This window comes from Cellulomonas sp. WB94 (assembly GCF_003115775.1).
Classification (GTDB): Bacteria; Actinomycetota; Actinomycetes; order Actinomycetales; family Cellulomonadaceae; genus Cellulomonas_A.
In genome coordinates this window covers 1,803,299-1,825,348 of record NZ_QEES01000002.1, presented here as the reverse complement: position 1 = coordinate 1,825,348, position 22,050 = coordinate 1,803,299, and the positions used below count along the sequence as shown (strand labels likewise).

The following is a 22,050-nucleotide window of genomic DNA, read 5'->3' as shown; positions in this document are numbered from 1 at the left end:
GCGTGTGCACCGACGCCGGTCGATGCTGTGACATCGGAGGCGGAAGACAGTGTCAGCGTCGGACAACCTGCTCGTCCTGGCACCGTGGACCGCGGGCTTCTACTTCGGGGAGATCATCTCCGGGATCACCCGCGAGGCCGCTGCGGCGGGCCACCGCGTCATCGTCGCGCAGACCCTCGACGCCGGGCAGCAGACCGACCTGCACGTCGCCGCGCCCGACTTCTCGACCCGGTTCGCGTGGGACCACGTCACCGGAGCGGTCGCTGTCGCCGCCGCGACCCAGGGCCAGTACCTCCACGCGCTGCGTCGCGCGGGCAAGGCGGTCGCGCTCGCGAGCAACGACATCACCGGTTTCGACGCGCCGGTCGCGATGCCCGACAACGACGGCGGGGCGCGGGCCGCCGTGCGGCACCTCCTCGAGCACGGGCACCGCCGCATCGGCTTCGTCGGCAACCTCACGCAGTCCGACATGCGCGAGCGGTACGTCGCCTACCACGACGCGCTCGTCGAGGCCGGCATCGAGCCGCGACCCGAGGACTACTACCCCGCGTCGGACAACGTCACCGACGGCGGGGAGGAGAGCGCCGTCGCGTTCCTCCGGCAGAGCGAGCGGCCGACGGCCGTCGTGGTCGCCACCGACCAGAACGCGCTGGGGTTCATGCGCGCGGTGATCGCGGCCGGGCTCGACGTCCCCCGCGACGTCGCCGTCATCGGCTACGACGACATCGAGGCCGGCGCGTTCGCCACCCCGCCGCTCGCGAGCGTCAACCAACGGTTCGACACGATCGGAGCGCTCGCCGCGCGGCTCGTGCTGGCCCAGATCCGCGGCGAGGAGCCGAGCGCCGACACGCACGCGTCGCCGTCGCACGTCGTGCCGCGGGCGTCGTGCGGGTGCCGAGGCCCCGACGACCGCACCCCCGGGCTCTCCGGGTCCGTGGGCGACGACGCGAGAGAGGTCCTGCGCACCCGGCTCGAGTCGGCGATGACGACAGCCGCCAACGGTGCGTGCGTCCGTCAGTCCGTCGCGACGGCCGTCACCGCGCTCTCCGAGGTCACCGAGCACCTGCTCCGCACGGGCCACGACCACACCCCCGAGCGCCTCACCGAGGCTCTCGTCCCGCTCGCCACCCTGGCCTCGCGGCCCGAGGTGCTCCAGGTGGTCGACACCGCCGTCAGCCAGTACCTGCACACCGTCGCCGAGCACCTGCCCGACGAGGCCCGCACCTCGCGTGCGGGGCTCGCCCAGGTCGGCGCGCACGCGTCCGGCGTCCTGTGGCACATGCAGACCACCTCCTACCTCGACCGGGTCGACGGCCTCGAGGCTGCGCTCGTCGAGGAGTACGAGATCGGGCAGGCGCTGCTGCGCCACGGGACGACCAACCCGCGTCGGCTCGACTGGCTCGCGGGCTCGCACGTGCGCACGGCCGTGCTCGCGCTCTGGCACGGAGACGAGCTCGTCATCGAGGGCGTCCGCGACGCCGACGGCATCCTCGGGGACCTCACCGGCACGGTCACGACGCCAGAGGCGTTCCCGCCGCCGGCCGTCGTCGAGTCGACCGACCCGAGCAGGCGCGAGGTCGTCTTCGTGGTCGCCGTCCGGGCCGACAACCACGACTGGGGCATGCTCGCCGTCGTCGACACGATCAACACGACCTCGGTGCGGGAGACGTTCAGCCACTGGGCCGCGCTGCTGTGCGCGGCGTTCGAGCAGGAGGCCCTCGCCGCGACCCTGCGGACCAGCGAGGAGCGGTACGGCCTCCTCGCCCGCGCGATGAACGAGGGCCTGTGGGAGTGGGACGGCACGAACGGCCGCTTCACGCTCTCCGAACGGTGCGTCGCGCTGCTCGGCATCGACCCCGGTTCCCCGGACCCCGGCGAGGACTGGACGGCCAACGTCCACCCCGACGACGTCGTCAACATCCGCGCGCAGTTCGCCCGCGTCGTGCGCGGCGAGCTGTCGCTCGTCGAGGTCGAGCACCGGTACCGCCTCCCGCTCGCGACCGGGTACCGCTGGATGCTCGCGCGCGCCATGCCGGTGCACCGCGACGGTCTCGCGTCCCCGATGCTGCTGGGCTCGATCACCGACATCGACGACCGCAAGCAGCTCGAGGAGACCCTGCGGCACAACGCGCTCTACGACGTCGCGACCGGGCTGCCCAACCGCCGGATGTTCCTTGCCGAGCTGACCCGCAGCGTGGAGCGCTGGGTCACGGACCGCACGCCGTTCGCCGTCGTGTTCCTCGACCTCGACCAGTTCAAGGTCGTCAACGACTCCCTCGGTCACCAGGTCGGCGACCAGCTGCTGCAGGAGGTCGCCGAGCGGCTGCGCGACGCGCTGCGCACCCACGACACCGCCGCCCGGTTCGGCGGCGACGAGTTCGCGGTGCTGCTCGACGCGATCGGACCCGACGACGTCCCGACCGTCGTCCGGCGCATCCACGACGCCCTCGCGCGGCCCGTCGAGATCGACGGTCACGCATTGTGGGTCACCGCGAGCATGGGGGTCGCGTCGTCCGCCGTCGACTACTCCTCGGCCGAGGACGTGCTCCGGGACGCCGACACGGCGATGTACCACGCGAAGGCGCACGAGCCCGGGACGCTCTCGTTCTTCGACGCCGCGATGCACGACGTCGCCGTCAGCCGCGTGCACCTGCAGGCCGCGGTGCAGGAGGCGCTCGACCTCGGCCAGTTCGTGGTGCACTACCAGCCGATCGTCGACCTGGTCGCGGGCCGCGTCGACCGGTTCGAGGCGCTCGTCCGGTGGCAGCACCCCGAGCGCGGGCTCGTGGGACCCGACGAGTTCCTCCCTCTCATGCACGAGACCGCCCTGATCGTGCGGCTCGGCCGCTGGATCATCACCGAGGTCTGCCACCAGATCGCAGCCTGGCGCACCGTCCACGACGGGCTCGTCAACGTCAGCGTCAACGTGTCGGACCGCGAGTTCTGGCACCCGGGGCTCGTGGACCACGTCCGTGCGTGCCTTGCCGCCGACGACCTGAGCGCGGACAACCTCACGCTGGAGATCACCGAGGGCGTGATCATGCGCAAGCCCGAGCTGGCCAGCCACATCATGGACGACATGCACCGGGCCGGCCTGCGGCTGCACATCGACGACTTCGGCGCCGGGCACTCCTCGCTGCAGACCCTGCACCGCTACCCGGTCGAGGCCCTGAAGATCGACCGCGCGTTCATCACCGGGCTGACCGAGGGGACGACGAGCCTCGAGCTCGTGCGGGCGATCATCGCGATGGCCGACGCGCTGGGGCTCGAGGTGATCGCCGAGGGCATCGAGACGACCGACCAGCTCGCGATCCTGCGCGCCGTCGGGTGCAGCGTCGGGCAGGGGTTCCTGTTCGACCGGGCGGTGACCGGCGAGCGCGCCGCCGTGCTCCTCGGCGGCTCGTTCGCGACCGACGACGAGTCGGACGAGCTCGCGCTCGACAGCCTCTGGACGGCGAGCTCAGCGAGCTAGCGGTGCCCGCGGTACACAGCTACATGACCCGGAGCCGCTCGCGGCGCTGGTCGCCCTGGGTGCGCAGCACGTAGCCGAACAGCGCGTCGGTCTGCCGCACGGTCATCCCGACGAACCGGCAGCCGTAGTGCGTCCCCGTGCGTGACTCGTCGCCGCGCAGCACGACGGCGTCGATGACGAACGGCGCGTCGAGCTCCTCGAACCGGAACCGGATCAGGCTCCCGGCGGCGAGCTCGACACGGGTGAGGATCCGCATGCCGTGCGCGCTCACGTCGAGCATCGTGAAGTCGATCCGCTTGCCGGTGGCCGTGGCCGCCTCGGTCACCGGGGCTGGGGCGGTCGTCGTCGTCGCTGCTCCGGTCCCCGCACGGGTCCCGCCGCCGATCGCTGCGTCGGCCCCGGCGTCCGCGCGGTCCAGGTCGTCCTCGGGGGAGGGAGCCGGCGCGTGCAGGACGACGGTCCCCCGGCACGGGACCGCGACCCGCACGCGCACCACCTCACGCTTCTGCAGCGTCGAGACGAGCCCCGGCTCGGCGATGTCGACCTGGTCGGCCGCGACCCGGGACACGTAGCCCGCGTAGAGGCACTCGCCGCGCACCTCGTCGAGCACGCGGACCGACACGTCGTCCCCGGGGGTCAGCCCGACGGCCAGGCGCGACGTCGCGATCGTCAGCACGTCCCCGGCGAAGTCCAGCACGAACCCGTCGACGACGACCTCACCGTCGACGTGCACCGTGCAGAGAGACAGGTCGTGCATCGTGGCTTCGTCCGTCCAGGGTCCATGGCCCGTCCGCGGCAGCGCGGAGAGACACCTTTGTCGACGTTATCGACCGCCGCGGCGAGTTCTGCGGACTTCCTGGGGTGAACTCCCCTGACGCAGGGCGCGCGTGCCACGCCGACGCGACAGGGCTCGCCCACGACGTGGATCACGTCCTACTGTCACACTCAGCTGTCACAGCCGATCAGCTGTCACACCCGTTCAGCCGTCACCCGTTCAGGGCAGCCGCACCGGTCGCCCGCCGCCGTCACTCGTCACCGTGAGGTCCCGCTGTCGAAGGCACGCCGTCGTTGGTCGCTGACCCGGTACTTCGTGGCCGTCAGCGTCATCGGCATGCTCGCGCTCGGCGCCGCGCTGATCATCACGATGTCGAACATCATGCAGGGCCAGGCCCTGCGCAACGGGATCGCCTCGGCGCAGACGGTCGGTCGCTACGCGAGCGCCGCGGTCCCGCCCGACGCGTTCGGGCTCGGCGTCGTCGACCCCGCGCAGCACTCGGCTGTCACCGCGTCGGTCGCCGGGTTCGCTGACCGGGTCGTCGGCCTGCGGCTGTGGACCCGCGACGGCGACGTCCTGTACGACTCGCAGAACGCCGAGACCGGGTTCCCCGACGGTGACCGCCTCGACGCGGCCGTGGCCGACGGCACCGCGGATGCGCGGCTCATCACCGACGTCGAGGGCGCAGAGGCCGGCGGGACCGAGCGCCAGGTGCTCGACGTCTACGTCCCGGTGCTCGAGGCCGGTGAGATCGTCGGTGCGGCCGAGGTGATGCTCGACTACACCCCGACGGCCGAGGCGCTGCGCGCCGCGATCCGCACGGTCGCGCTCGTCGTCGCGGGAGGCCTGCTGGCGCTGTGGCTCGCGTTGTTCCGCACCGTGCTCACGTCGTCGCAGCGGCTGCACGCGTCGGCCCTCGACAACGCCCGCCTCGCCCTGCTCGACTCGCTGACGGGACTGCCCAACCGGCGCATGCTCGCCGACCGCATGCGACGCACGATCCTCGAGGCCAAGCTCGCCGGCACGCGCGTCGGCCTCGTCCTGCTCGACGTGGACCGGTTCAAGGACATCAACGACTCGCTCGGTCACGACCGCGGTGACGAGCTGCTCGAGCTGGTCGCGGACCGGCTGCGTGGCGCGCTGCGCGACAACGACATCGTGGCCCGGCTCGGCGGTGACGAGTTCGCCGTCCTCCTGCCCGACGTGCGCTCGATCGAGAACGCCGAACGGCTCGGGCACCGGGTCAGGTCGGTGTTCGCCGCCCCGTTCCTCCTGGGTGACCTGCCCCTGCACGTCGAGACGTCGATCGGGGTGGCCTGCCTGCCGGACCACGCCGATGACGCCTCCGACCTCATGCGCAAGGCCGACGTCGCCATGTACACCGCCAAGACGCACCGCCTCGGGGTCGCCGTGTACTCCCCCGACGAGGACGACTCGTCCCCCGCCCGGCTCGTCCTGCTGGGGGACCTGCACCGCGCCCTCGCGGTCGGCGGCGAGCTCGAGCTGCACTACCAGCCCAAGGTCGACCTGCGCTCGCGCGGGACCGTCGGCTTCGAGGCCCTCATGCGGTGGCGGCACCCGACCCGTGGGCTCCTGGCCCCGGACCTGTTCATCCCGCTCGCCGAGCAGTCCGGCCTCATCCACGACCTCACCCGGTTCGCCCTGACGACGGCCGTCGCGCAGCTCGCCACGTGGCGCGGCGAGGGCCGGAACGTCCCGGTCGCGGTCAACCTCTCGGCCCACGACGTCACGTCACCGACGGTCGTCGAGCTCATCGAGCGCCTCCTCGACGAGTACGACGTGCCCGCCTCGCTGCTCGAGGTCGAGATCACCGAGACCGCGCTCGTCGCGGACCGGTCGCGCGTCGTGCCGGTCCTCGAACGGCTCAGCGCGATCGGTGTCCGCGTCGCGATCGACGACTTCGGCATCGGCAACACGTCGATCTCCCAGCTCCTCGACCTGCCGGTCGACCTGCTCAAGATCGACCGCATGTTCGTCACCGACCTCGCGGCCGACAAGCGCGACGGCTCCGAGCTGGTCGTCAAGGCCATGGTCGACCTCGCGCACTCCTTCGGCCTGCACGTCGTCGCCGAGGGTGTCGAGGACGCCGCCACGGCCGACCTGCTGCGCGAGCTCGACGTGGACCACGCCCAGGGCTTCCTGTTCGCTGCCGCGTTGCCGCCCGACGACCTCCCGCCACTCGAGGGACCGCCCGAGCGGTGGGCCGGTCGGGTCCGTCGCACACAGACGCGCGCGGCCATCGGCGGCGAGGTGGGCGTGTAACCCATCCGGGCTACGGCATGATGGTCCGATCGGATGAACGCCCGATCGGGGATCAAGTCCGGTCGGCGAACTGCCGATACAGCCCTAACCGACCGCTCTCGGGGGACCTTGATGGACGAGCTCTTGCAGGAGATGATCGCCCCCGCGCCGTCGCGCAGCGACATGGCCCGACGGCGGCGTCTCGTCTCGACGTTCGTCATCGTTGCCCTCGCGGTCGTGGGCGTCGCGTCGCTGACGACGTCGGCGCTGTTCACGGACAACGACGCGATCACCGGCGGGGCCATCACGACCGGGACGGTCGACCTGTCGACGAGCGGCCTGCCCACCTTCAACGTCCCGACCGAGGGCCTCGCACCAGGTGACGCGGCCTTTGCCGCGGTCACGGTCACGAGCTCCGGGTCGCTCGCCTACCGCTACGCGGTCACGTACCAGGCGACAGACGTCGACACGACCCCGGGTGACGTCACCCCGCCGCCGGACACGGCGCCGATCGCGCACCTGTCGACCCAGCTCACGCTGACCGCCTACGTCCTCGGCACCGGAGGCACGTGCGACGCGGCAGGTACCGCTGGGGCGCCGCTCGCTTCCGTCGGGGCCCCGCTCGCGACGAGCGCCCTGGCACCCTTCATCGGCGACGTCGCGACGCGGGATCAAGGCAGCGACCGCACGCTCGCGGCGACCACGTCCGAGGTGCTGTGCTTCCGCGTCGACCTGCCGCTCGCGACGACGAACGACTTCCAGGACACCTCGACGACGATCACGCTCCGCTTCGACGCGGAGCAGACGGCCAACAACCCCTGAGCGACGGCGCGCACACTTGGTCCTGATGACCAGGATCCGCAGTGCCCTGCACCGCGTCCCGACCGAGCGTCGGGCCGCCCCGACGCGTGTGCGACGCCAGCCCCGCCCGCGCGTGCCCGTGTGGCGCCGGCTGGTCACCGTGACGCTCTGGACGGTCGTCGTCGTCTTCGCCCTCGCCTACGCGACGTCGCTCGCGGTGCCGCTCTGGTTCCAGGCCCACGGGCAGCGGCTGCTCATCGTGACCTCCGGGTCGATGTCGGGGACCGGGTCCGGCGGGTTCGACGCAGGTGACGCGGTCGTCATGCGGAAGATCACCGATGCGTCCCAGCTCAAGGTCGGCCAGGTCGTGTCGTTCGTCCCGCCGGGGTCCGACCACCTCGTGACGCACCGGATCGTGTCGCTGCACCAGCTGCCCGTGATGCAGCAGGACCCGACGACCGGCCGCATGGTCGAGACGCTCGACCCCACGACCGGCAAGACCCTCAAGAAGCCGTACATCATCACGCAGGGCGACGCGAACTCGGCGCCTGACCCGGATGCGACCCCCTTGACGCGCGTTCGGGGCGTCGTGCTGCACGTCTACCACCAGTGGGGCTGGGTGCTGCAGTGGTCCCGCTCGGCCGACGGCCGCCTCGCGATGCTCGCTCCCCCGCTGCTGGCCCTCGTCATCATGGAGGTCCTCTCGTTGGTGGACGCCCGGCGCGTCCCTCCCGAGCCCCACCGCGAACGGCACCCGAACGAGGTGGCGGTCGATGACCTCCTCCTCGACTGACCCCCGCGTCCTCGACGACCGGGCCAGGTCGCGCGCGCGGCTCGGCCGCCTCGTCGCCGCGCTCCTGCTCGGGCTGGCCGCGCTGACCGGGACGGCCCTCGAGCAGACGTCGTCACTGCTGACCGACCAGGTCACCGTCGACCTGGGCGTGACGACCGCCCCGGACTTCAACCCGACGCCCACAGCCACCCCCACCGTGGCGCCGAGCCCGTAGGGCGTGCCCCGACCCACCCCGTCGACCCCGCGGCTACTGTGCGGAGCATGCGCCCCGCACGCCCGACCCCACCTGGCCGAACCGACGGCCTCGGCGTCTCGGCGCGGACGCGGCTCGTCGTCTCGGTCGTCGTCGGTCTGGCGGCAGGGCTGGGGCTCGCGGCCGTCGGGACCTGGCGGGTCGGGCTCCTCGCCGGCTGGATGGCTGCGGCCACGGTCTTCGTCACGTGGATGTGGCTCACGATCGGTCGCATGGACGCGAGGTCGACCCGGGCGCACGCGGGCCGCGAGGACTCCGGGCGGGCCGTGACCGACGCGTCGCTCCTCGTCGCATCCCTCGCGAGCCTCGGCGCGGTCGCCCTGCTGCTGCTCGGTGACGCCTCGATCGTCGGCGGCAAGCCCGCGCAGGCCGCGATCAGCCTGGTCAGCGTCGTGCTCGCCTGGACGACGGTGCACACGATGTACACGACCCGCTACGCGCGCATGTACTACGGCGGGGCGGTCGGCGGGATCGACTTCAACGGGACGGAACCACCCCGGTACACCGACTTCGCCTACCTCTCCTTCACGATCGGCATGACCTACCAGGTGTCGGACACCGGTCTGCGCAGCACCGAGATCCGCGCGACGGCGCTCCGGCAGAGCCTGCTGTCGTACGTGTTCGGCACAGGGATCATCGCGGCGATGATCAACCTCGTCGTCGGGCTCGGGAAGTAGCCCTCGGCGAGCAGCACCCGGCTACCAGGGCCTGGCACGGGAACGGCCCCGCCCGCCCGGTTCGGGCTGGCGGGGCCGTTCGTGTCCGACGGTCGGGTGTGGTGACCAGTCAGTCGATCGTGACGCTCAGATGTACAGGGGCGTGAGCGCCACGTAGTCGTCGATCGAGCCGTCCCGCATGCAGACCTCGATGATCTGGCGGCCCAGCGGGTCCAGGTCGTCGGTCAGGAACTGCGCGAGCTCGCTCTTGAAGAAGTCGGTGATGATCTTGGCGCCCGCGTCGTACGCCTCCTCGCCGACCTGCGACTGCTGGTCGGGCCGGAGGAACGTCGGCCGGATGAGCTGGCCGTCGATCTTCATCTCCTTGAGCGTGTAGCCGAACAGGCTGCAGCGCGAGGCGACCAGCTCGTCGGCACGGATCCGCCCGCCACCGCGCCGCGCGAGGTACTCGCGGGTCAGCCACTCGGCCGCGAACCCGACCTTGTACGCACCGATGTGCTGGTTCGGGGTCAGGACGTAGCGCGTGCGGTACGAGTCGACCAGCTGCTGGAGCAGCAGGTTCGCGGCGGCGACCTTGGTGCCGGTCGAGAACGGCCAGTACGAGCCGACGCCCTCGGCGACCATGCCGCCGTGCGAGAGCTTGTCCGTCGCGGCCTTGCTCTCGCCGATCGACGGGTTCTTGTCGCCGCGCGGGGCGATCAGGCGCCACAGCCACGCGAGCGACGGCGGCACGATGTGCATCATGCCCATGATCCCGTAGGTCGGGTCGTGGCGGGTGCACGCCGGCATGCGGGCGCCGAACGTGCGGACGTCGATCGCCTCGGGCTCGTTGATCACACCGTGGATGAGGCGACGCGGCACCACGACGCGGGGGTTGGGGCACGGCTTGCCGTTGGAGTCCATGATGTGTTCCCACGGCAGGCACGTCGCGTCGGGGACGCCCTCGATGTTGAAGAAGACGAGCGGCTCGTCCGGGTGGATGCAGACGCGCTCGAAGTTCGCGTCCTCGCCGTAGAGCTTGAGGTTGTCGACGCGGACGAACCAGCCGTCCTCGGCGTCGGCCACGACGAGCTTGCCGTCGCCGCGCTGCAGGTCCTTGTGGCACAGCGTCATGTCGTCGGTGATGGGCGCGAGCGCGCTCGTCTCGCCGAGGGTGATGACGTAGGGCTCGTCGGTGACGACGTTCGTACCGAGCAGGATGCGACCGTCCTCCTGGCGGCGGATCTCCTGGCACATCTCCGACTTGCCGCCACCGGACGCGCCCTCGTGCATGATGACGGTCTCGTTCTCGTACGGCGTCGTGACGCGGACCGAGGACGCGTGGGCGGTGACCCAGCCCTCCTGCTCACCGATGTCGAGCAGGACCGAGAACACGCCCTTCTTGGCGCTCGGGCCCGGGTACAGGTTGTACGCGAAGACCTCGTGCAGGGTCGTCGAGCGGTCGTGGACGACGACCTGGCGGCCACCGAACTGGGTGTGCCGGAACGGCGGCGCGACGTAGATGATCGAGCGCGGCGTGAAGTCGCCGATCTGCTCGAACGTGACCCAGCCCTGCAGGTCGACGAGCGTGAGCGCGAAGAACGCGGCGTTGACGGGACAGATCGCGATCGACGGGTAGCCGTGCGTCAGCCCACCGGCCATGAACGGCACGACGACGAGCTCCTGGCCCGACAGCCAGTCCAGCGTGTCCTGCTTGACGGGCGCGAACTCGGAGCCGAACACGTCGCGGTAGCGCGGCTTGTCCGTCGGCAGGTCGTCGGCGATCCGCATGCAGTCCGGGTCGCGCCGGCGCATGTAGTCCTCGGGGTAGTTCACCGCGATGCCGTTCTTGCACCGGACGACCGTCGCCTCGGTCACGGGCACGCCGTCGACGTCGTAGTCGACCGAGAAGATCGGTCCACCCTGGGGCCCGAGGCACAGCTGGTAGAGCTCGGCCCGGGACGCCGGGACGATGACGTTCGGGCAGGCGTCGAGCGCAGCCTGCACGTCGACCGGCAGTGTCACGTTGGCAGGCAGGGTCAGTCTGGACACAGTCTGGCTCACGGCTTCTCCTTCGTCGGACCACCTGATCGAGTCGGCACCGGTGGGCAGGGTCCCCGCATCGGTCAACTGCTCGGGGGCAAGCGCGCCGTACTCTTTGCCGGGAGATTACGACTCGATGGCCCAGGGCGTCTGGGACCTTTGGGTGAATCCGGCCGTGACCAGCGCGAGCCTGCTTGTCGTGTCTCACCATGCGGTATAGGCGTCGCCCCGTACACTCGGCACAGGTCGTCCTCCCGCGAGTTGGGATGAAAGACAGTCAACGTCCGCGCTGGAGTCGCGGACCTCTCCGGTAGCTCCGCCGATCGTGGGTCACCCCAGACGGCTCAGCAGCACCGCGACCGCCTGAACTTCCCGATGCTGTGCCCCCTGGGTCTCCGCCCGCCGGGCCGACCGCATCCGACGGTCATGGCGCCACCGAGCACAGACGTACGGGTTCGACCGAACGGCGACGATGCCGCTCGGGCACCCCGCCCCACGCTTCACGAGCAAAGGATCGACCGATGACGCTCTTCACTTCCAGCCGGGGTGCGAGCCGCACACGTGCGGCCGCGGCGCCCGCCGCGACGCTCGTGGCCATGACATCGGTCGGGCTCCTGATCGCGCTCGCGGGCTCCGCCCAGGCCGCGACCCCCGCCCCGCCGCTCGGGACCGCCGACAGCTTCGCGGTGCTCGCCGGCGCAGGCGTCACGAACACCGGACCGACCACGCTCAGCGGCGACCTCGGGTCGTACCCGACCCTGACGATCACCGGCGACGCCTCGATCGTCTTCGCCAGCGGGGTCAACCACGCGGGTGACGCGGTGACGCAGGGCGCCCAGACGGACCTGACCACGGCCTACGACGCCGCCGCGGCCGCGGTGTCGACGTCGACGATCCCGGCCGACCTCACCGGGATGACCCTGACACCCGGTGTCTACACCTCGAGCTCGTCGATGGGCCTCACGGGTGAGGTCACGCTCGACGCCGGCGGCGACCCCGCGGCCGTCTTCATCTTCCAGGCCGGCTCGACGTTGACGACCGGGCCCGGGAGCCGGGTGACGCTCACCGGCGGAGCCCAGGCGTGCAACGTCTTCTGGCAGGTGGGCACGTCGGCGACCCTCGACACGAGCTCGGTGTTCCGCGGCACGGTGCTCGCCATGACCTCCGTCACGGCCAACACCGGCGCGACGATCGAGGGCCGACTGCTCGCCCGCAACGGCGCTGTCACCCTCGACACGAACACGATCACGCGGCCGTCCTGCGCGACGGTCCCCACCGCGACTCCCACCGCGACCGCGGCCGTCGGTGCGGCGACCGCGGCCCCCCAGGTCACGGCTGTCCCGTCCGGCCCGGTGAGCGCCGGTGACGGCAGCTCGGCCGCCGGCACGACCACGAGCGGGGCCGGCTACCTCGGCGCCGGTGCGGCTGCCGTCGCCCTCGCGGTCACCGCGTTCGTCGTGGCGCGTCGTCGCCGCGTGGACATCTGACCGCACGCACGCAGTTGCCCGCACGCATCGAGAGCCGTCGCCCCCGCCGGACCCCGCCCAGGGTCCTGGCGGGGACGGCGGCTCTCGTCGTGGCGGCCGTCGTCGGGGTCGCCGGCTGCTCGACGCTGTCGGCGGGCGCCCCGTCGCCGACGTCCTCCACGGCGTCCTTGTCAGCCGTGTGGTCGCCGCCCACGACCGCGCCCCCGGTCCCGTCGACCTCGTCCAGCACCCCGGCACCGCCCCCGGGCATCGCGCTGGACGCCGGAGCGGCCCAGCCCCTGGCCCGGTCCGTGCCGGTCCGCCTGCTGATCCCCGCGATCGGGGTCGACTCGACCCTCATGGAGCTCGGCCTGCACGACGACGGCACGATGGAGGTCCCGCCCGCCGGCTTCCCCGCCGGCTGGTACACGGGCGCCCCGACGCCCGGCGAGCTCGGTCCGGCGGTCATCGCCGGGCACGTCGACTGGACCGGTCCCGGGGTGTTCTACGACCTGCACACGCTCGTCGCCGGCGACGAGGTCCGGGTGGAGCGCACGGACGGCAGCACGGCGGTGTTCCGCGTCACCAAGGTCGAGGAGTACCGCAAGAGCGCGTTCCCGACCGACGAGGTGTACGGCGACATCGCCTTCGCCGGGCTGCGGCTGATCACCTGCGGCGGCTCGTTCAACAAGCGCACCGGCCACTACGAGGACAACATCGTCGCGTTCGCGGAGCTCGTCGGCTGAGTCGCTGCGGCAGCGCCGGGCACGACGACGCCGCCGCCGCTCGACGTGCAAGCGGACGGCGGCGCCGGGGTCGCGTCAGTCGGCGATGTGCGCCACGAGACGGCCGACGACCTTGCCCTGGTGGAGCCTCTCGATGCCGTCGGGGATCTCGTCGAACCCGATGATGGTGACGACCGGCTTGAGGTCACCCGAGCCGATCAGCTCGTAGACAGCCGCGATGTCCTCCTTGGTGCCGCCCATCGAGCCGAGCAGCTGCGCCTTGTTGAGGATGAGGTCGCGGATGTCGAGCGTCGTCTCGAGCCGGCCCATCCCGACCTGGACGACCCGTCCGTCGAACCGGATCGCCTTGAGCGCACCGGCCGTCGTCGTGCCGAACCCCGCGTAGTCGACGATCAGGTCGAACCCCTGACCGGCCCACTCGCTGACGTCCGACACGACCGACGTCACGCCGAGCTCCTTGGCCAGCGTCCACACCCCTTCGTTCTTCTCGGCGACGTGGACCTCGGCACCCTTGAGGACGGCGACGCGCGCGCCGATCTGACCGAGACCACCGAGCCCGATCACGCCGACCTTCATGCCGGGCTTGAGGTCGCCGCGCACGACCATCGCCTGGTAGGCGGTCATCCCGGCGTCCGTCCCGAGCGCCGCCATCTCGAAGCTCAAGGCGTCGGGCATCGGGACGAGGTCGCCCGCGAGCACGCGGTGCTTGTAGGTGAACCCGCCGTCGCGTCCGTAGCCGGGCGCGAGCGCGCTCGCCGTCGGGCACACGCCCACGCGGTCGCCGAGCTTGACGTCCGTGACGCCCTCGCCGAGCGCCGTCACGACGCCGGCGATCTCATGACCGATGGTGATCGGCCGGTTGGGGATGATCGCGAGCCAGCCGGGGTCGGTCATGGCCCCGACGTCGGAGTGGCACAGGCCCGCAGCCTTGATGTCGAGCACGACCTCGCCCGGACCGGGGGTCGGCTCGGGTACCTCGTTGAGCACGAGGGGCTCGTTGGTCATCGTGAACTGCCATGCCTTCATGGGTGCCTCCGGGTTCGCTGTGCGCACGACGATGTACGGCGGCGCCCATGCTGCAGCGCCGTAGCGCGTGCCGTTGCCGGCACGTGGTCCTCCCACCTTCGTCGCGGTCCAGAGGGGTCCAACGGGACCTTGGTCCCAGTTCTTCACCGCGCCGGAGGCCCTGCGGGGTGAGCTCCCGGGACCTCGGTCCGGGTCAGGGGCCCTGCGGGAGGGCTCTGCCCGGGGTCTCTGGTGCAGTCGTCCGGCTAGAAGACGTCGACCGTCGCGTCGATCGCGCCCTGGAGGACGACGAGGTTGAGGATCGTGATCACGATCTTCGCTGCCCCCAGGAGCGCGAGGGCCCACCAGAGCACGCGCGTCGGGACGTCGACGGGGCGCACCGCCAGGACCGTGACCAGCCCGGCCACCACGACGGTCGTCACCACCATGTACCCCGGGGTGGACCCGAGCAGCGCCTGACCGGCCGCCGACAACGGGTTCGCCTCCCGGATGCCGTCGACGTGACCGACGGCGGACGTCGTCAGCATGTCGCCGACCGCCCCGGCGATCGAGCACCGCGACAGGCTGCGCCGCCAGCTCGGCCGTACCCACGACGCTCGGGTCCGGCCCACCCACGCGCGCAGCGTCGGGCTCGGCAGCGACACCTCGGTGTCGGTGCTCGGCGTCTGGAGCTCGGTGGAGTCGATACCCGTCCCGTTCGGCACCGGACCGACGGTGATGAGGGTTGTGGATCATCGTCCCGTCGTCGAGAAGTGCTGGTAGTCGGTCGGGGACGCCCAGTACCCGCCCCACTGCCACCCCGCGTCGGCGAACGCCCGCACGACGGCGTCGTCCGCGTGCACGACGCCGGGCAGGTCGGGGCGCGCAGCGAAGGGCTTGCCCGCGACGGGCAGCACGAGGCTGCCGCGGACGTACGGGTTCTCGACCGGGTCGAGGTCGAGGGCCCGGCCGTAGGCGTGCTCGGACCAGCCGGTGCCACGGGTGATGGCCCGGCAGTTGAAGGCGGAGGTGTTGTCGGCGGCCATGGAGGCGTCGTCGCTGCCTCCGAAGTCGTCGACGAGCCGCATCGACCGGATCGGGTAGCCCGCGGCGAACAGGGCGCGGAAGACCCCGACGACGCCGTCGGCGAGATCCGCGTGAACGACGAGCTCCCCGGTGGCGACCGCGCCGTCGAACGTCACGTGGCTGACGGTGACGTAGCGCAGGTCCGCGACGGGGACCGGGCACCCGGGACGCCACGACGTCGGGGTCATCCGCGCTGCGAGCTCGGGGGTGATCGGGCCGGTCGTGGAGGTGAAGAGCGGTGCCGCAGCCGGGGGTGCGGGCGCCGGTCCGGCGGACGCGGGCACGGACACGGTCGGGACAGGCGTGGTCGGTGCTGACGTCGTCGGCGTCGCCGTCGGCCCAGCCACGACGACGCCCGTCGACCCGTCCGAGGTCGTCGCTGCGACGCCCGGTCCGGTCGTCGTCGTGCACGCGGCGAGGCTGCCCGCGAGCGCGAGGGCGGTCGCGCTGGCCAGGAGCCGTCGTCGGCCGGGTCGTCGCACCCCAGCAGTATCGAGGCGACCCGGGCCACCTGCCTGACGTCAGGTGAGGAGTAGCGTCCGCACGGTGCGCAGGCTCACCCCGTCGAACGTCGTGCTGATCGGTCTGACCAGCATGTTCGTCGACCTGAGCACCGAGATGGTCTACCCCATCGTGCCGCTGTTCCTGACGGCGACCCTCGGGGCGACCCCGATGGTCGTCGGCGTCATCGAGGGGATCGCGGAGAGCCTCGCGTCCCTGCTCAAGGCGTTCAGCGGCTACGTCGGCGACGTCTACCAGCATCGCAAGCGGCTGACGTTCCTCGGGTACTCGGGCTCCGTCGTCTACAAGGTGCTGCTGCTCGTGGCCGGCTCCTGGGGCGGCGTGCTCGTCGCGCGGGTCGTGGACCGCGTCGGCAAGGGGATCCGGACGGCGCCGCGGGACGCCCTGATCGCTCAGTCGAGCGACCCGAAGAAGCTGGGCGGCTCGTTCGGTCTCGCCAAGATGCTCGACATGGCCGGCTCGTCGGTCGGTGCGCTCCTCGCCGTCGTCGTCGTCGGCACGGGGATCGCGTACCGCGAGGCGTTCGCGTGGTCGATCGTCCCGGCAGTCCTCGGCATCCTCATCATCCCGGCCGTCCGTGAGAAGCGCGTCCCGCTGCCCGACGGCCCCCGCACGAACCTCCTCGGCGTCCACCTCGGGCTGCGGCTGCGGCTGTACCTGGTCGCCGTGCTCGTCTTCTGCATCGGCAACTCCTCGAACGCGTTCCTGCTGCTCAAGGCCTCGGCCCGCGGCTTCTCAGCGACCCAGGTGATGCTGCTCTACCTGGTCTTCAACGTCACGGCGTCCGTCCTCGCGATCCCGGCCGGCCGCTTCTCCGACCGGTTCGGCCGCAGGTCCGTCCTGGTCGCCGGCTACCTGCTGTCGGGACTCGTGTACCTCGGGTTCGCCGCGATCACGTCGCAGCCGGCCGTGGTGGGACTGTTCGCCGCGTACGGCGCGTGCACCGCATTCCTCAGCGGTGCCGAGCGCGCCTTCATCGCCGAGGCCGCGCCGTCGCACCTGCGGGGCACCGTGCTCGGCATCTACGGCACGCTCCAGGGCATCGGGCTGCTGCTCGCCTCGATCATCGCGGGCGCCCTGTGGGACGGCGTCGGCTCGGACGCACCGTTCTGGTTCGGCGGGGCGCTCGCCCTGCTGGCCGCCGCGGCCGTGTCGGCGATCCTCGACCCCCGGGTGCGTCGCCGGATCCGATCGCCTAAACCAGCCCAGAGCGAGCCCCTGCGCCCATAAGGTGTCGGGAGTCCTGTGCGCGCGCTGTACGCGTCGGGACGACACACTGCCCCTCCTGACTCGGAGAACCGCCATGAGCTTCCAGACCCCGCCGCCGCCCGGCAGCTACCCCTCGGCGCCCCAGCCCGGCGGCTACCCCTCGGCGCCCCAGCCCGGCGGCTTCCCCTCGGCGCCCCAGCCCGGCGGCTTCCCCTCGGCGGCCCCGGCCGCATGGGACGCGCCGGCCTTCCAGGGCCCGCCGCCCAGCACCGTCGTCAACGCCTTCCGGCTGATCCTCGTCCAGGCTGCGCTCGGCCTGGTCAACATCGTGGTGGCGCTCTTCACGGCGGACGCGATCAAGGAGCAGGTGCTCAAGGCCAACCCGTCGTTCGACCAGTCCCTCGTCGACACCACCGTCGCCGTGGCCATGGGCACCGCCGTCGTGTTCGGCGTCATCGGCATCGTCGTGTGGACCCTGCTCGCGTTCAAGGTGCGCGCCGGCAAGAACTGGGCGCGCATCGTGACCTTCGTGTTCGCCGGCCTGGGCCTGCTCAGCGGCCTCGCGTCGTTCGTGCAGCCCGCCTCCGCCATCAGCCACGTCCTGGCGCTGGTGGCGCTGGCCATCGACATCGCGCTCATCGTGCTGCTCACCCGCGGCCCGAGCGCGGAGTACTTCCGCCGCACGGTCTAGGTCGCAGCCGACCCGCACGCATCACCCAGAACGCCCCTTCTCGCCCGCGAGGAGGGGCGTTCTGTGTCATGGCCCCGCGCCGCTGCGGCTCGTCCCCTCGACGGGGTGGACGATCGTGCGGCATGGTGGGCGGAGCACCGAGTCGTGTGAGCGCTGCGTCGCCCTGCGATCGTCAACGAGCTGGCCCCCGGGGCCGGAGGGGCAGGCACGTCGACATGACCACGGAGATCGTCGGTACCCAGGCCATCGAGAATGCCGCCGTCGCGTTCGTCATCGACCGCGAGACGCAAGCCGGCCGCGAGCCGATCGACACCCGCTACGTCGACTCGACGCCCGCCGACGTCATCAGCAGCGACCGGCTCATCGAGGTCAAGGGCTACAGCGACACCAGCCGCGGCAACGACCTCTGGCTCGAGACGCCCCAGGCACAGGCAGCCGTCTCCCGCGGCAACTTCCACCTGTACCTCGTGGAGAACGTCCACCAGGGCGACCCGGCGCTGTTCAGGCTCCTCGACCTCCACGGCGAACAGCTGCGCCGACTCATGACCCGCGCGGTCGAGCGCAGCTACGTCACGGTCCCGTGGCCCGAGGCCGAGTACGACGCGCTGAGCGCCATCGACACGGCTGACATCCCCGAGCACCCCGTGCCCGAACCGCGGTGATCGCTGTCCCGGCGGTGCGGTGACACTGCCGGACCGCCGGACTCAGCGCACGCTACGTCCGGCCAGCCGCGTCCGCGTACCACTGGGCGAACGGGACTCCTGGGTCGCCCGCTCGACGACGCAGTGCGGAGCGTCGGAGATGCACGGGGCGCAGGTCCACCCAGCTGGCCCGCCGCAGGCCCGGGACACCGTCGGGCACGCGCACGTAGTCGCGGCGCCCACCTCGGTCCTGCGACGTGAATCGCGCGACGGTGCAGGTGCGACCGCCGACCGCGAGCACCAGCACCGGCCGGTCCTTGCTCCCCGTGCCGTCCTCGAACGGGACGTCGGCGAACCAGATCTCCCCGGCCCGCGGCCTGCGCTTCCGGCGACGCCACGCCGCCCGGATGACGGCGAGCGCGAACGCGACCGACGCGGCCGCGGCCCACCACAGGTCTTCGTGCCCCTCGAGCAGGGCCTCGACGTCAGGCAGCACGTCTGGCGCGCTCAGCCTTCGGTCACCAGGCAGCCGAACCGCGTCGACGCAAGCTCCACGTAGAACGGCGAGTCCACCGAGCACAGCCCCGCGTCGGTGACGATCTCCGCGATCACGTAGTCGTGCGAGGACGAGCACGCCACGGGCTCGAGCATCGCTGCGCCGTCATCGCCCGTGGTGTCGTTCCAGCAGCCGCCGATCGCCTCGGACCCCGCGATGGGGCTCGCGTCCGGCTTGTGGGTGATCTGGACCAGCGCGGTCACGCCGACGGCCACGCACAGAACGAGCGCGCCGACGACGACGACGCGGCCGACCGGGTGCGCCCGCGAGTCGTCCGAGCGCGCCGCCCGGTAGGCGCCGAGTGCCCGCCAGAAGAAGAGCACTCCCACGATCATGCCGCCGGTCCAGACCGTCCCCCCGGACCGGGACCGGGCAGCCAGGATCGCCGAGCCCGCTCCCAGCAGGAAGGCCGCGACGCCGATCAGGAACAGCGTCCAGGCCGTGCGTCCGGTCGCCACGACGTTGTCGGCGGCGACCGACGCCGGGGTGACGGCGGACGAGCCCCGCACGGACCTCGGGTCCCAGGCAGGCACCGAGGGGTCGGCGAACCCGACCGGCGGCACGTATGCCTCACCGGGCTCGGGAACCCAGAAGGACCAGCCCTCGGGTGCGGCCGGCCACGCCAGCTCGGGCTGCCATCCCGCGGGTGGCTCCCAGCCGACTGGTGGGCTCGGCCAGCTGGGTGGGGCGTTGTACCGCATGGCGGGGTCCTCGCTGTCGCAGGTCGTCGTGACGGGCGCCCGCGGCCTGATCAGGTGCCAGATCGGTCCGATCAGCGGGTACTTGATCATGGCGTGCCCGGCTCGCCTGCGTGGCCGGTTCGGCCGACGGACCTCGGTGCAGTCGGTCGGCCGAACCGGCTACAGACCGGTCAGGCGTCGACCGCGTCGTGCTCGCGGGGGCCGCCCAGACGCCGGACGAACGGCGCACACCCGACGGCGACGAGCGCCACGCAGCCACCGAGGACGAACGCGTGCTGCGTCCCGACGGTCAGGGCCCGTGCCGCACCTCCGGCGGCTGCAGCGGCGCCGACCGTCATGGCGGTGACGAGCAGAGCGGTGCCCGCTGCGCCGGCGAGCTGCTGCAGCGTGTTCATGATCGCGGTGCCGTGACCGTAGAGGTGGCGCGGCAGCGCGCTCAGGGACACGGTCATCAGCGGGGTCATGAGCATGGCCATCCCGATGCAGAACACGACGTGCATGGCGATGACCAGCGTGAGCGACGTGCCCGGGTCGACCGTGCTCAGCAACCACTGGCCCGCGGCCAGCAGGATCGCGCCCGGGATGACGATCGGGCGCGGGCCGACGGCGTCATACAGGCGACCGATGAACGGCGACAGCACGCCCTGGACCAGACCGCCGGGCAGGAGCACGAGGCCCGTGGTCAGGACGCTGACACCCAGGCCGGCCTGGAGGTAGAGGGGCAGGACCACGACGGTGCCGAGCATCGTCGCCATCGCGACCATCACGATGACGACCGAGATCCGGAAGGTGGGGATGGCGAACGGACGAAGGTCCAGCAGTGCCGACCCGGTCTGCTGCAGGCGCACCTGGCGTGCGACGAACACCGTCACGGCGGTCGCGCCGACCACGAGTGCCGCGATCGGTGCCCAGCTGCCGTCGAGCAGGGTCCCCACGGAGGCGAGCCCGTACACGAGTCCGCCGAAGCCGAGTGCCGACAGCGCGACGGAGGCGACGTCGAGGCGCGGTGCGAGGGTCTCGTTCGTGGTCCGGATGAGGACGAGGCCGACGACGAGGATCAGGACGCCGATCGGCACGATGAGCCCGAACAGCCAGCGCCAGCCGAGCGACCCGACGACGACGCCGGAGACGGTGGGCCCGATCGCCGGGGCCACGGAGATGACGACGGAGTTGAGGCCCATGACCATCCCCCGCTTGGCCACCGGGACGGAGGTCAGGGTCGTCGACATGAGCAGCGGGAGGATGATCGCGGTGCCGCAGGCCTGCACGACGCGGGCCAGCAGCATCACGCCGAAGCCGGGCGCGATCGTCGCGAGCGCCGAGCCGACGACAAACATCAGGATCGCTGCGGTGAACAACGTGCGGGTGGTGAAGCGCTGCAGCAGGTAGCCGGTGGTCGGGATGACGACGGCCATGGTGAGCATGAACCCGGTCGTGAGCCACTGAGCGGTGCCCGCTGCGACGGAGAAGTCGCCCATGAGCCGGGGCAGCGCGACGCTGAGCACCGTCTCGTTGAGGATCATCATGAGCGCTGCGACCACGAGCACAGCGATCACCTGGGTGACGCTCCGGGTGACCCTCTCCGTCTCCACGGCCGGCGGCCACGCGTCGGTCGGGAGCTCCTCGCGGAGCAGTGCGTCAGTCATGGGATCTTCTTCCTGGGAGGTGAGGTCACATGGTGTCACACTGTGCCACCATGGCAACGACTGCCATCTGCGTGGCCATGGTCACATCACGCCCCGTGCTAGGAAGGACCGCATGGACGACGACGCCCCCCGCGACCTGCGCGCTCGGCGCCAGCTCGACACGCACCACGACATCCACCAGGCCGCCCTCGAGCTGTTCGAGGAGCAGGGTGTCCGGCCCACGACCGTCCAGCAGATCGCTGCCCGGGCCGGCGTCTCGCCCCGCACGTTCTTCCGGTACTTCAGCTCGAAGGAGCAGGCCGCCCTGCCCGGACAGCGCCGTCTGCTCGAGGCGATCGACGCCCTCGAGGTCTCAGCCTCCGACCCCCTGACCGCGGTCATGCGAGCGGTCGAGACCATGGCCGAGGTCGCGATGGGCGGCGGGATCGACCCCACGCTGGACGAGGACCGTCGCGTCGCGCGACTGCTGTCCCGCGAGCCCGACCTCCAGGCCCTCGCCGCCGCGCAGGAGATCGAGCTGACCACGCACCTGCGCACCCGGCTGGCGGCCCAGCTCACCGACCGCGACCCGCTGGCCGTCCTGCTCCTGGCGGAGGTGGCGGTCGCCGTGTGGCGGACGTCCTGGCTGCGGTGGGGCGAGCTCGCGGTCGCGGGCGACATCGGGGACCCGCTCGAGATGTACCGCCGCAGCCGCGAGGAGCTGCGGCGGCTCATCTCCTGACGTCG

Annotated in this window: 20 protein-coding genes; 12 read left to right on the top strand and 8 right to left on the bottom strand. The window is 71.7% G+C overall.

All coding sequences use genetic code 11. The features are described from left to right. The first annotated feature begins 49 nt into the window (after positions 1-49). Entirely contained in the window at positions 50-3,472 is a 3,423-nt protein-coding gene (locus DDP54_RS09590; RefSeq protein WP_109131540.1) for an EAL domain-containing protein, read from the top strand. Between the two features lie 19 nt (positions 3,473-3,491). Here the strand turns inward: DDP54_RS09590 and DDP54_RS09585 are convergent, their stop codons facing one another. After that, on the bottom strand, positions 3,492-4,229 hold the full coding sequence (locus DDP54_RS09585) for a PilZ domain-containing protein (protein WP_109131539.1): 738 nt from the start codon (positions 4,227-4,229) through the stop codon (positions 3,492-3,494). Between the two features lie 333 nt (positions 4,230-4,562). Here DDP54_RS09585 and DDP54_RS09580 point away from each other — a divergent pair, with 333 nt between their 5' ends. The 5 genes from DDP54_RS09580 to DDP54_RS09560 all read left to right on the top strand — a co-directional run bounded on the left by DDP54_RS09580 (position 4,563) and on the right by DDP54_RS09560 (position 9,033). Then, positions 4,563-6,530 (top strand): EAL domain-containing protein, encoded by a 1,968-nt coding sequence (locus DDP54_RS09580; protein ID WP_242448323.1) that lies wholly within the window; start codon positions 4,563-4,565, stop codon positions 6,528-6,530. A gap of 111 nt (positions 6,531-6,641) precedes the next feature. Further along, positions 6,642-7,331, top strand: coding sequence for a hypothetical protein (locus DDP54_RS09575; RefSeq protein WP_109131538.1), 690 nt, complete (start codon positions 6,642-6,644; stop codon positions 7,329-7,331). Positions 7,332-7,356: 25 nt separating this feature from the next. Then, positions 7,357-8,103: a signal peptidase I gene (locus tag DDP54_RS09570; RefSeq protein WP_197711361.1), complete on the top strand. Its 747-nt coding sequence runs from the start codon at positions 7,357-7,359 to the stop codon at positions 8,101-8,103. Beyond that, positions 8,084-8,317 carry a hypothetical protein gene (locus DDP54_RS09565; protein ID WP_109131537.1) on the top strand — a complete coding sequence of 78 codons (234 nt, stop codon included), beginning with the start codon at positions 8,084-8,086 and terminating at the stop codon, positions 8,315-8,317. The genes DDP54_RS09570 and DDP54_RS09565 overlap by 20 nt, the downstream gene beginning before the upstream one ends. Before the next feature lie 47 nt (positions 8,318-8,364). Beyond that, the gene (locus tag DDP54_RS09560) at positions 8,365-9,033 is read left to right on the top strand and encodes a DUF1345 domain-containing protein (RefSeq protein WP_109131536.1); all 669 of its coding nucleotides are present in this window, start codon (positions 8,365-8,367) and stop codon (positions 9,031-9,033) included. 126 nt (positions 9,034-9,159) lie between these two features. Here the strand turns inward: DDP54_RS09560 and DDP54_RS09555 are convergent, their stop codons facing one another. Then, on the bottom strand, positions 9,160-11,076 hold the full coding sequence (locus DDP54_RS09555; RefSeq protein ID WP_242448322.1) for a DUF4914 family protein: 1,917 nt from the start codon (positions 11,074-11,076) through the stop codon (positions 9,160-9,162). Between the two features lie 500 nt (positions 11,077-11,576). Here DDP54_RS09555 and DDP54_RS09550 point away from each other — a divergent pair, with 500 nt between their 5' ends. Further along, entirely contained in the window at positions 11,577-12,542 is a 966-nt protein-coding gene (locus tag DDP54_RS09550; RefSeq protein ID WP_197711360.1) for an ice-binding family protein, read from the top strand. Positions 12,543-12,556: 14 nt separating this feature from the next. Continuing rightward, positions 12,557-13,267 carry a class F sortase gene (locus DDP54_RS09545; protein WP_242448321.1) on the top strand — a complete coding sequence of 237 codons (711 nt, stop codon included), beginning with the start codon at positions 12,557-12,559 and terminating at the stop codon, positions 13,265-13,267. 75 nt (positions 13,268-13,342) lie between these two features. On the opposite strand, the gene DDP54_RS09540 is transcribed toward DDP54_RS09545, so the two are convergent. The 3 genes from DDP54_RS09540 to DDP54_RS18625 form a co-directional block, all read right to left on the bottom strand. After that, positions 13,343-14,293 carry a zinc-binding dehydrogenase gene (locus tag DDP54_RS09540; protein ID WP_109132486.1) on the bottom strand — a complete coding sequence of 317 codons (951 nt, stop codon included), beginning with the start codon at positions 14,291-14,293 and terminating at the stop codon, positions 13,343-13,345. A gap of 245 nt (positions 14,294-14,538) precedes the next feature. Beyond that, complete coding sequence (locus tag DDP54_RS09535) at positions 14,539-14,997, bottom strand: hypothetical protein (protein ID WP_109131535.1); 459 nt, start codon at positions 14,995-14,997, stop codon at positions 14,539-14,541. A 27-nt stretch (positions 14,998-15,024) separates the two neighbouring features. Further along, on the bottom strand, positions 15,025-15,840 hold the full coding sequence (locus DDP54_RS18625; protein WP_242448320.1) for a M15 family metallopeptidase: 816 nt from the start codon (positions 15,838-15,840) through the stop codon (positions 15,025-15,027). 64 nt (positions 15,841-15,904) lie between these two features. Here DDP54_RS18625 and DDP54_RS09525 point away from each other — a divergent pair, with 64 nt between their 5' ends. The 3 genes from DDP54_RS09525 (at position 15,905) to DDP54_RS09515 (ending at position 18,442) form a co-directional block, all read left to right on the top strand. Further along, on the top strand, positions 15,905-17,110 hold the full coding sequence (locus tag DDP54_RS09525; protein WP_197711359.1) for an MFS transporter: 1,206 nt from the start codon (positions 15,905-15,907) through the stop codon (positions 17,108-17,110). A 73-nt stretch (positions 17,111-17,183) separates the two neighbouring features. Next, positions 17,184-17,780 (top strand): hypothetical protein, encoded by a 597-nt coding sequence (locus DDP54_RS09520; RefSeq protein ID WP_109131534.1) that lies wholly within the window; start codon positions 17,184-17,186, stop codon positions 17,778-17,780. 215 nt (positions 17,781-17,995) lie between these two features. Then, a complete protein-coding gene (locus DDP54_RS09515; protein WP_109131533.1) occupies positions 17,996-18,442 on the top strand; it encodes a DUF3883 domain-containing protein in 447 nt (148 codons plus the stop codon). Between the two features lie 52 nt (positions 18,443-18,494). On the opposite strand, the gene DDP54_RS09510 is transcribed toward DDP54_RS09515, so the two are convergent. From DDP54_RS09510 to DDP54_RS09500, 3 genes are all read right to left on the bottom strand, one after another. Continuing rightward, positions 18,495-18,917 (bottom strand): type II toxin-antitoxin system PemK/MazF family toxin, encoded by a 423-nt coding sequence (locus DDP54_RS09510; RefSeq protein WP_242448319.1) that lies wholly within the window; start codon positions 18,915-18,917, stop codon positions 18,495-18,497. An 11-nt stretch (positions 18,918-18,928) separates the two neighbouring features. After that, positions 18,929-19,678, bottom strand: coding sequence for a hypothetical protein (locus tag DDP54_RS09505; RefSeq protein WP_146192406.1), 750 nt, complete (start codon positions 19,676-19,678; stop codon positions 18,929-18,931). 170 nt (positions 19,679-19,848) lie between these two features. Continuing rightward, positions 19,849-21,324, bottom strand: a complete 1,476-nt coding sequence (locus DDP54_RS09500) for an MDR family MFS transporter (RefSeq protein WP_109131531.1) — start codon at positions 21,322-21,324, stop codon at positions 19,849-19,851. A 112-nt stretch (positions 21,325-21,436) separates the two neighbouring features. On the opposite strand from DDP54_RS09500, the gene DDP54_RS09495 reads away from it, so the two are divergent. Further along, positions 21,437-22,045: a TetR family transcriptional regulator gene (locus DDP54_RS09495; protein WP_158274497.1), complete on the top strand. Its 609-nt coding sequence runs from the start codon at positions 21,437-21,439 to the stop codon at positions 22,043-22,045. The last annotated feature ends 5 nt before the right edge of the window (positions 22,046-22,050 follow it).

Coding starts and splice junctions, on each gene's coding strand:
- DDP54_RS09585 (WP_109131539.1), bottom strand. CDS start 4,229: ATGCACGACCTGTCTCTCTGCACGGTGCACGTCGACGGTGAGGTCGTC.
- DDP54_RS09570 (WP_197711361.1), top strand. CDS start 7,357: ATGACCAGGATCCGCAGTGCCCTGCACCGCGTCCCGACCGAGCGTCGG.
- DDP54_RS09550 (WP_197711360.1), top strand. CDS start 11,577: ATGACGCTCTTCACTTCCAGCCGGGGTGCGAGCCGCACACGTGCGGCC.
- DDP54_RS09520 (WP_109131534.1), top strand. CDS start 17,184: ATGAGCTTCCAGACCCCGCCGCCGCCCGGCAGCTACCCCTCGGCGCCC.
- DDP54_RS09565 (WP_109131537.1), top strand. CDS start 8,084: ATGACCTCCTCCTCGACTGACCCCCGCGTCCTCGACGACCGGGCCAGG.
- DDP54_RS09495 (WP_158274497.1), top strand. CDS start 21,437: ATGGACGACGACGCCCCCCGCGACCTGCGCGCTCGGCGCCAGCTCGAC.
- DDP54_RS09515 (WP_109131533.1), top strand. CDS start 17,996: ATGACCACGGAGATCGTCGGTACCCAGGCCATCGAGAATGCCGCCGTC.
- DDP54_RS09500 (WP_109131531.1), bottom strand. CDS start 21,324: ATGACTGACGCACTGCTCCGCGAGGAGCTCCCGACCGACGCGTGGCCG.
- DDP54_RS09540 (WP_109132486.1), bottom strand. CDS start 14,293: ATGAAGGCATGGCAGTTCACGATGACCAACGAGCCCCTCGTGCTCAAC.
- DDP54_RS09575 (WP_109131538.1), top strand. CDS start 6,642: ATGGACGAGCTCTTGCAGGAGATGATCGCCCCCGCGCCGTCGCGCAGC.
- DDP54_RS09560 (WP_109131536.1), top strand. CDS start 8,365: ATGCGCCCCGCACGCCCGACCCCACCTGGCCGAACCGACGGCCTCGGC.
- DDP54_RS09505 (WP_146192406.1), bottom strand. CDS start 19,678: ATGCGGTACAACGCCCCACCCAGCTGGCCGAGCCCACCAGTCGGCTGG.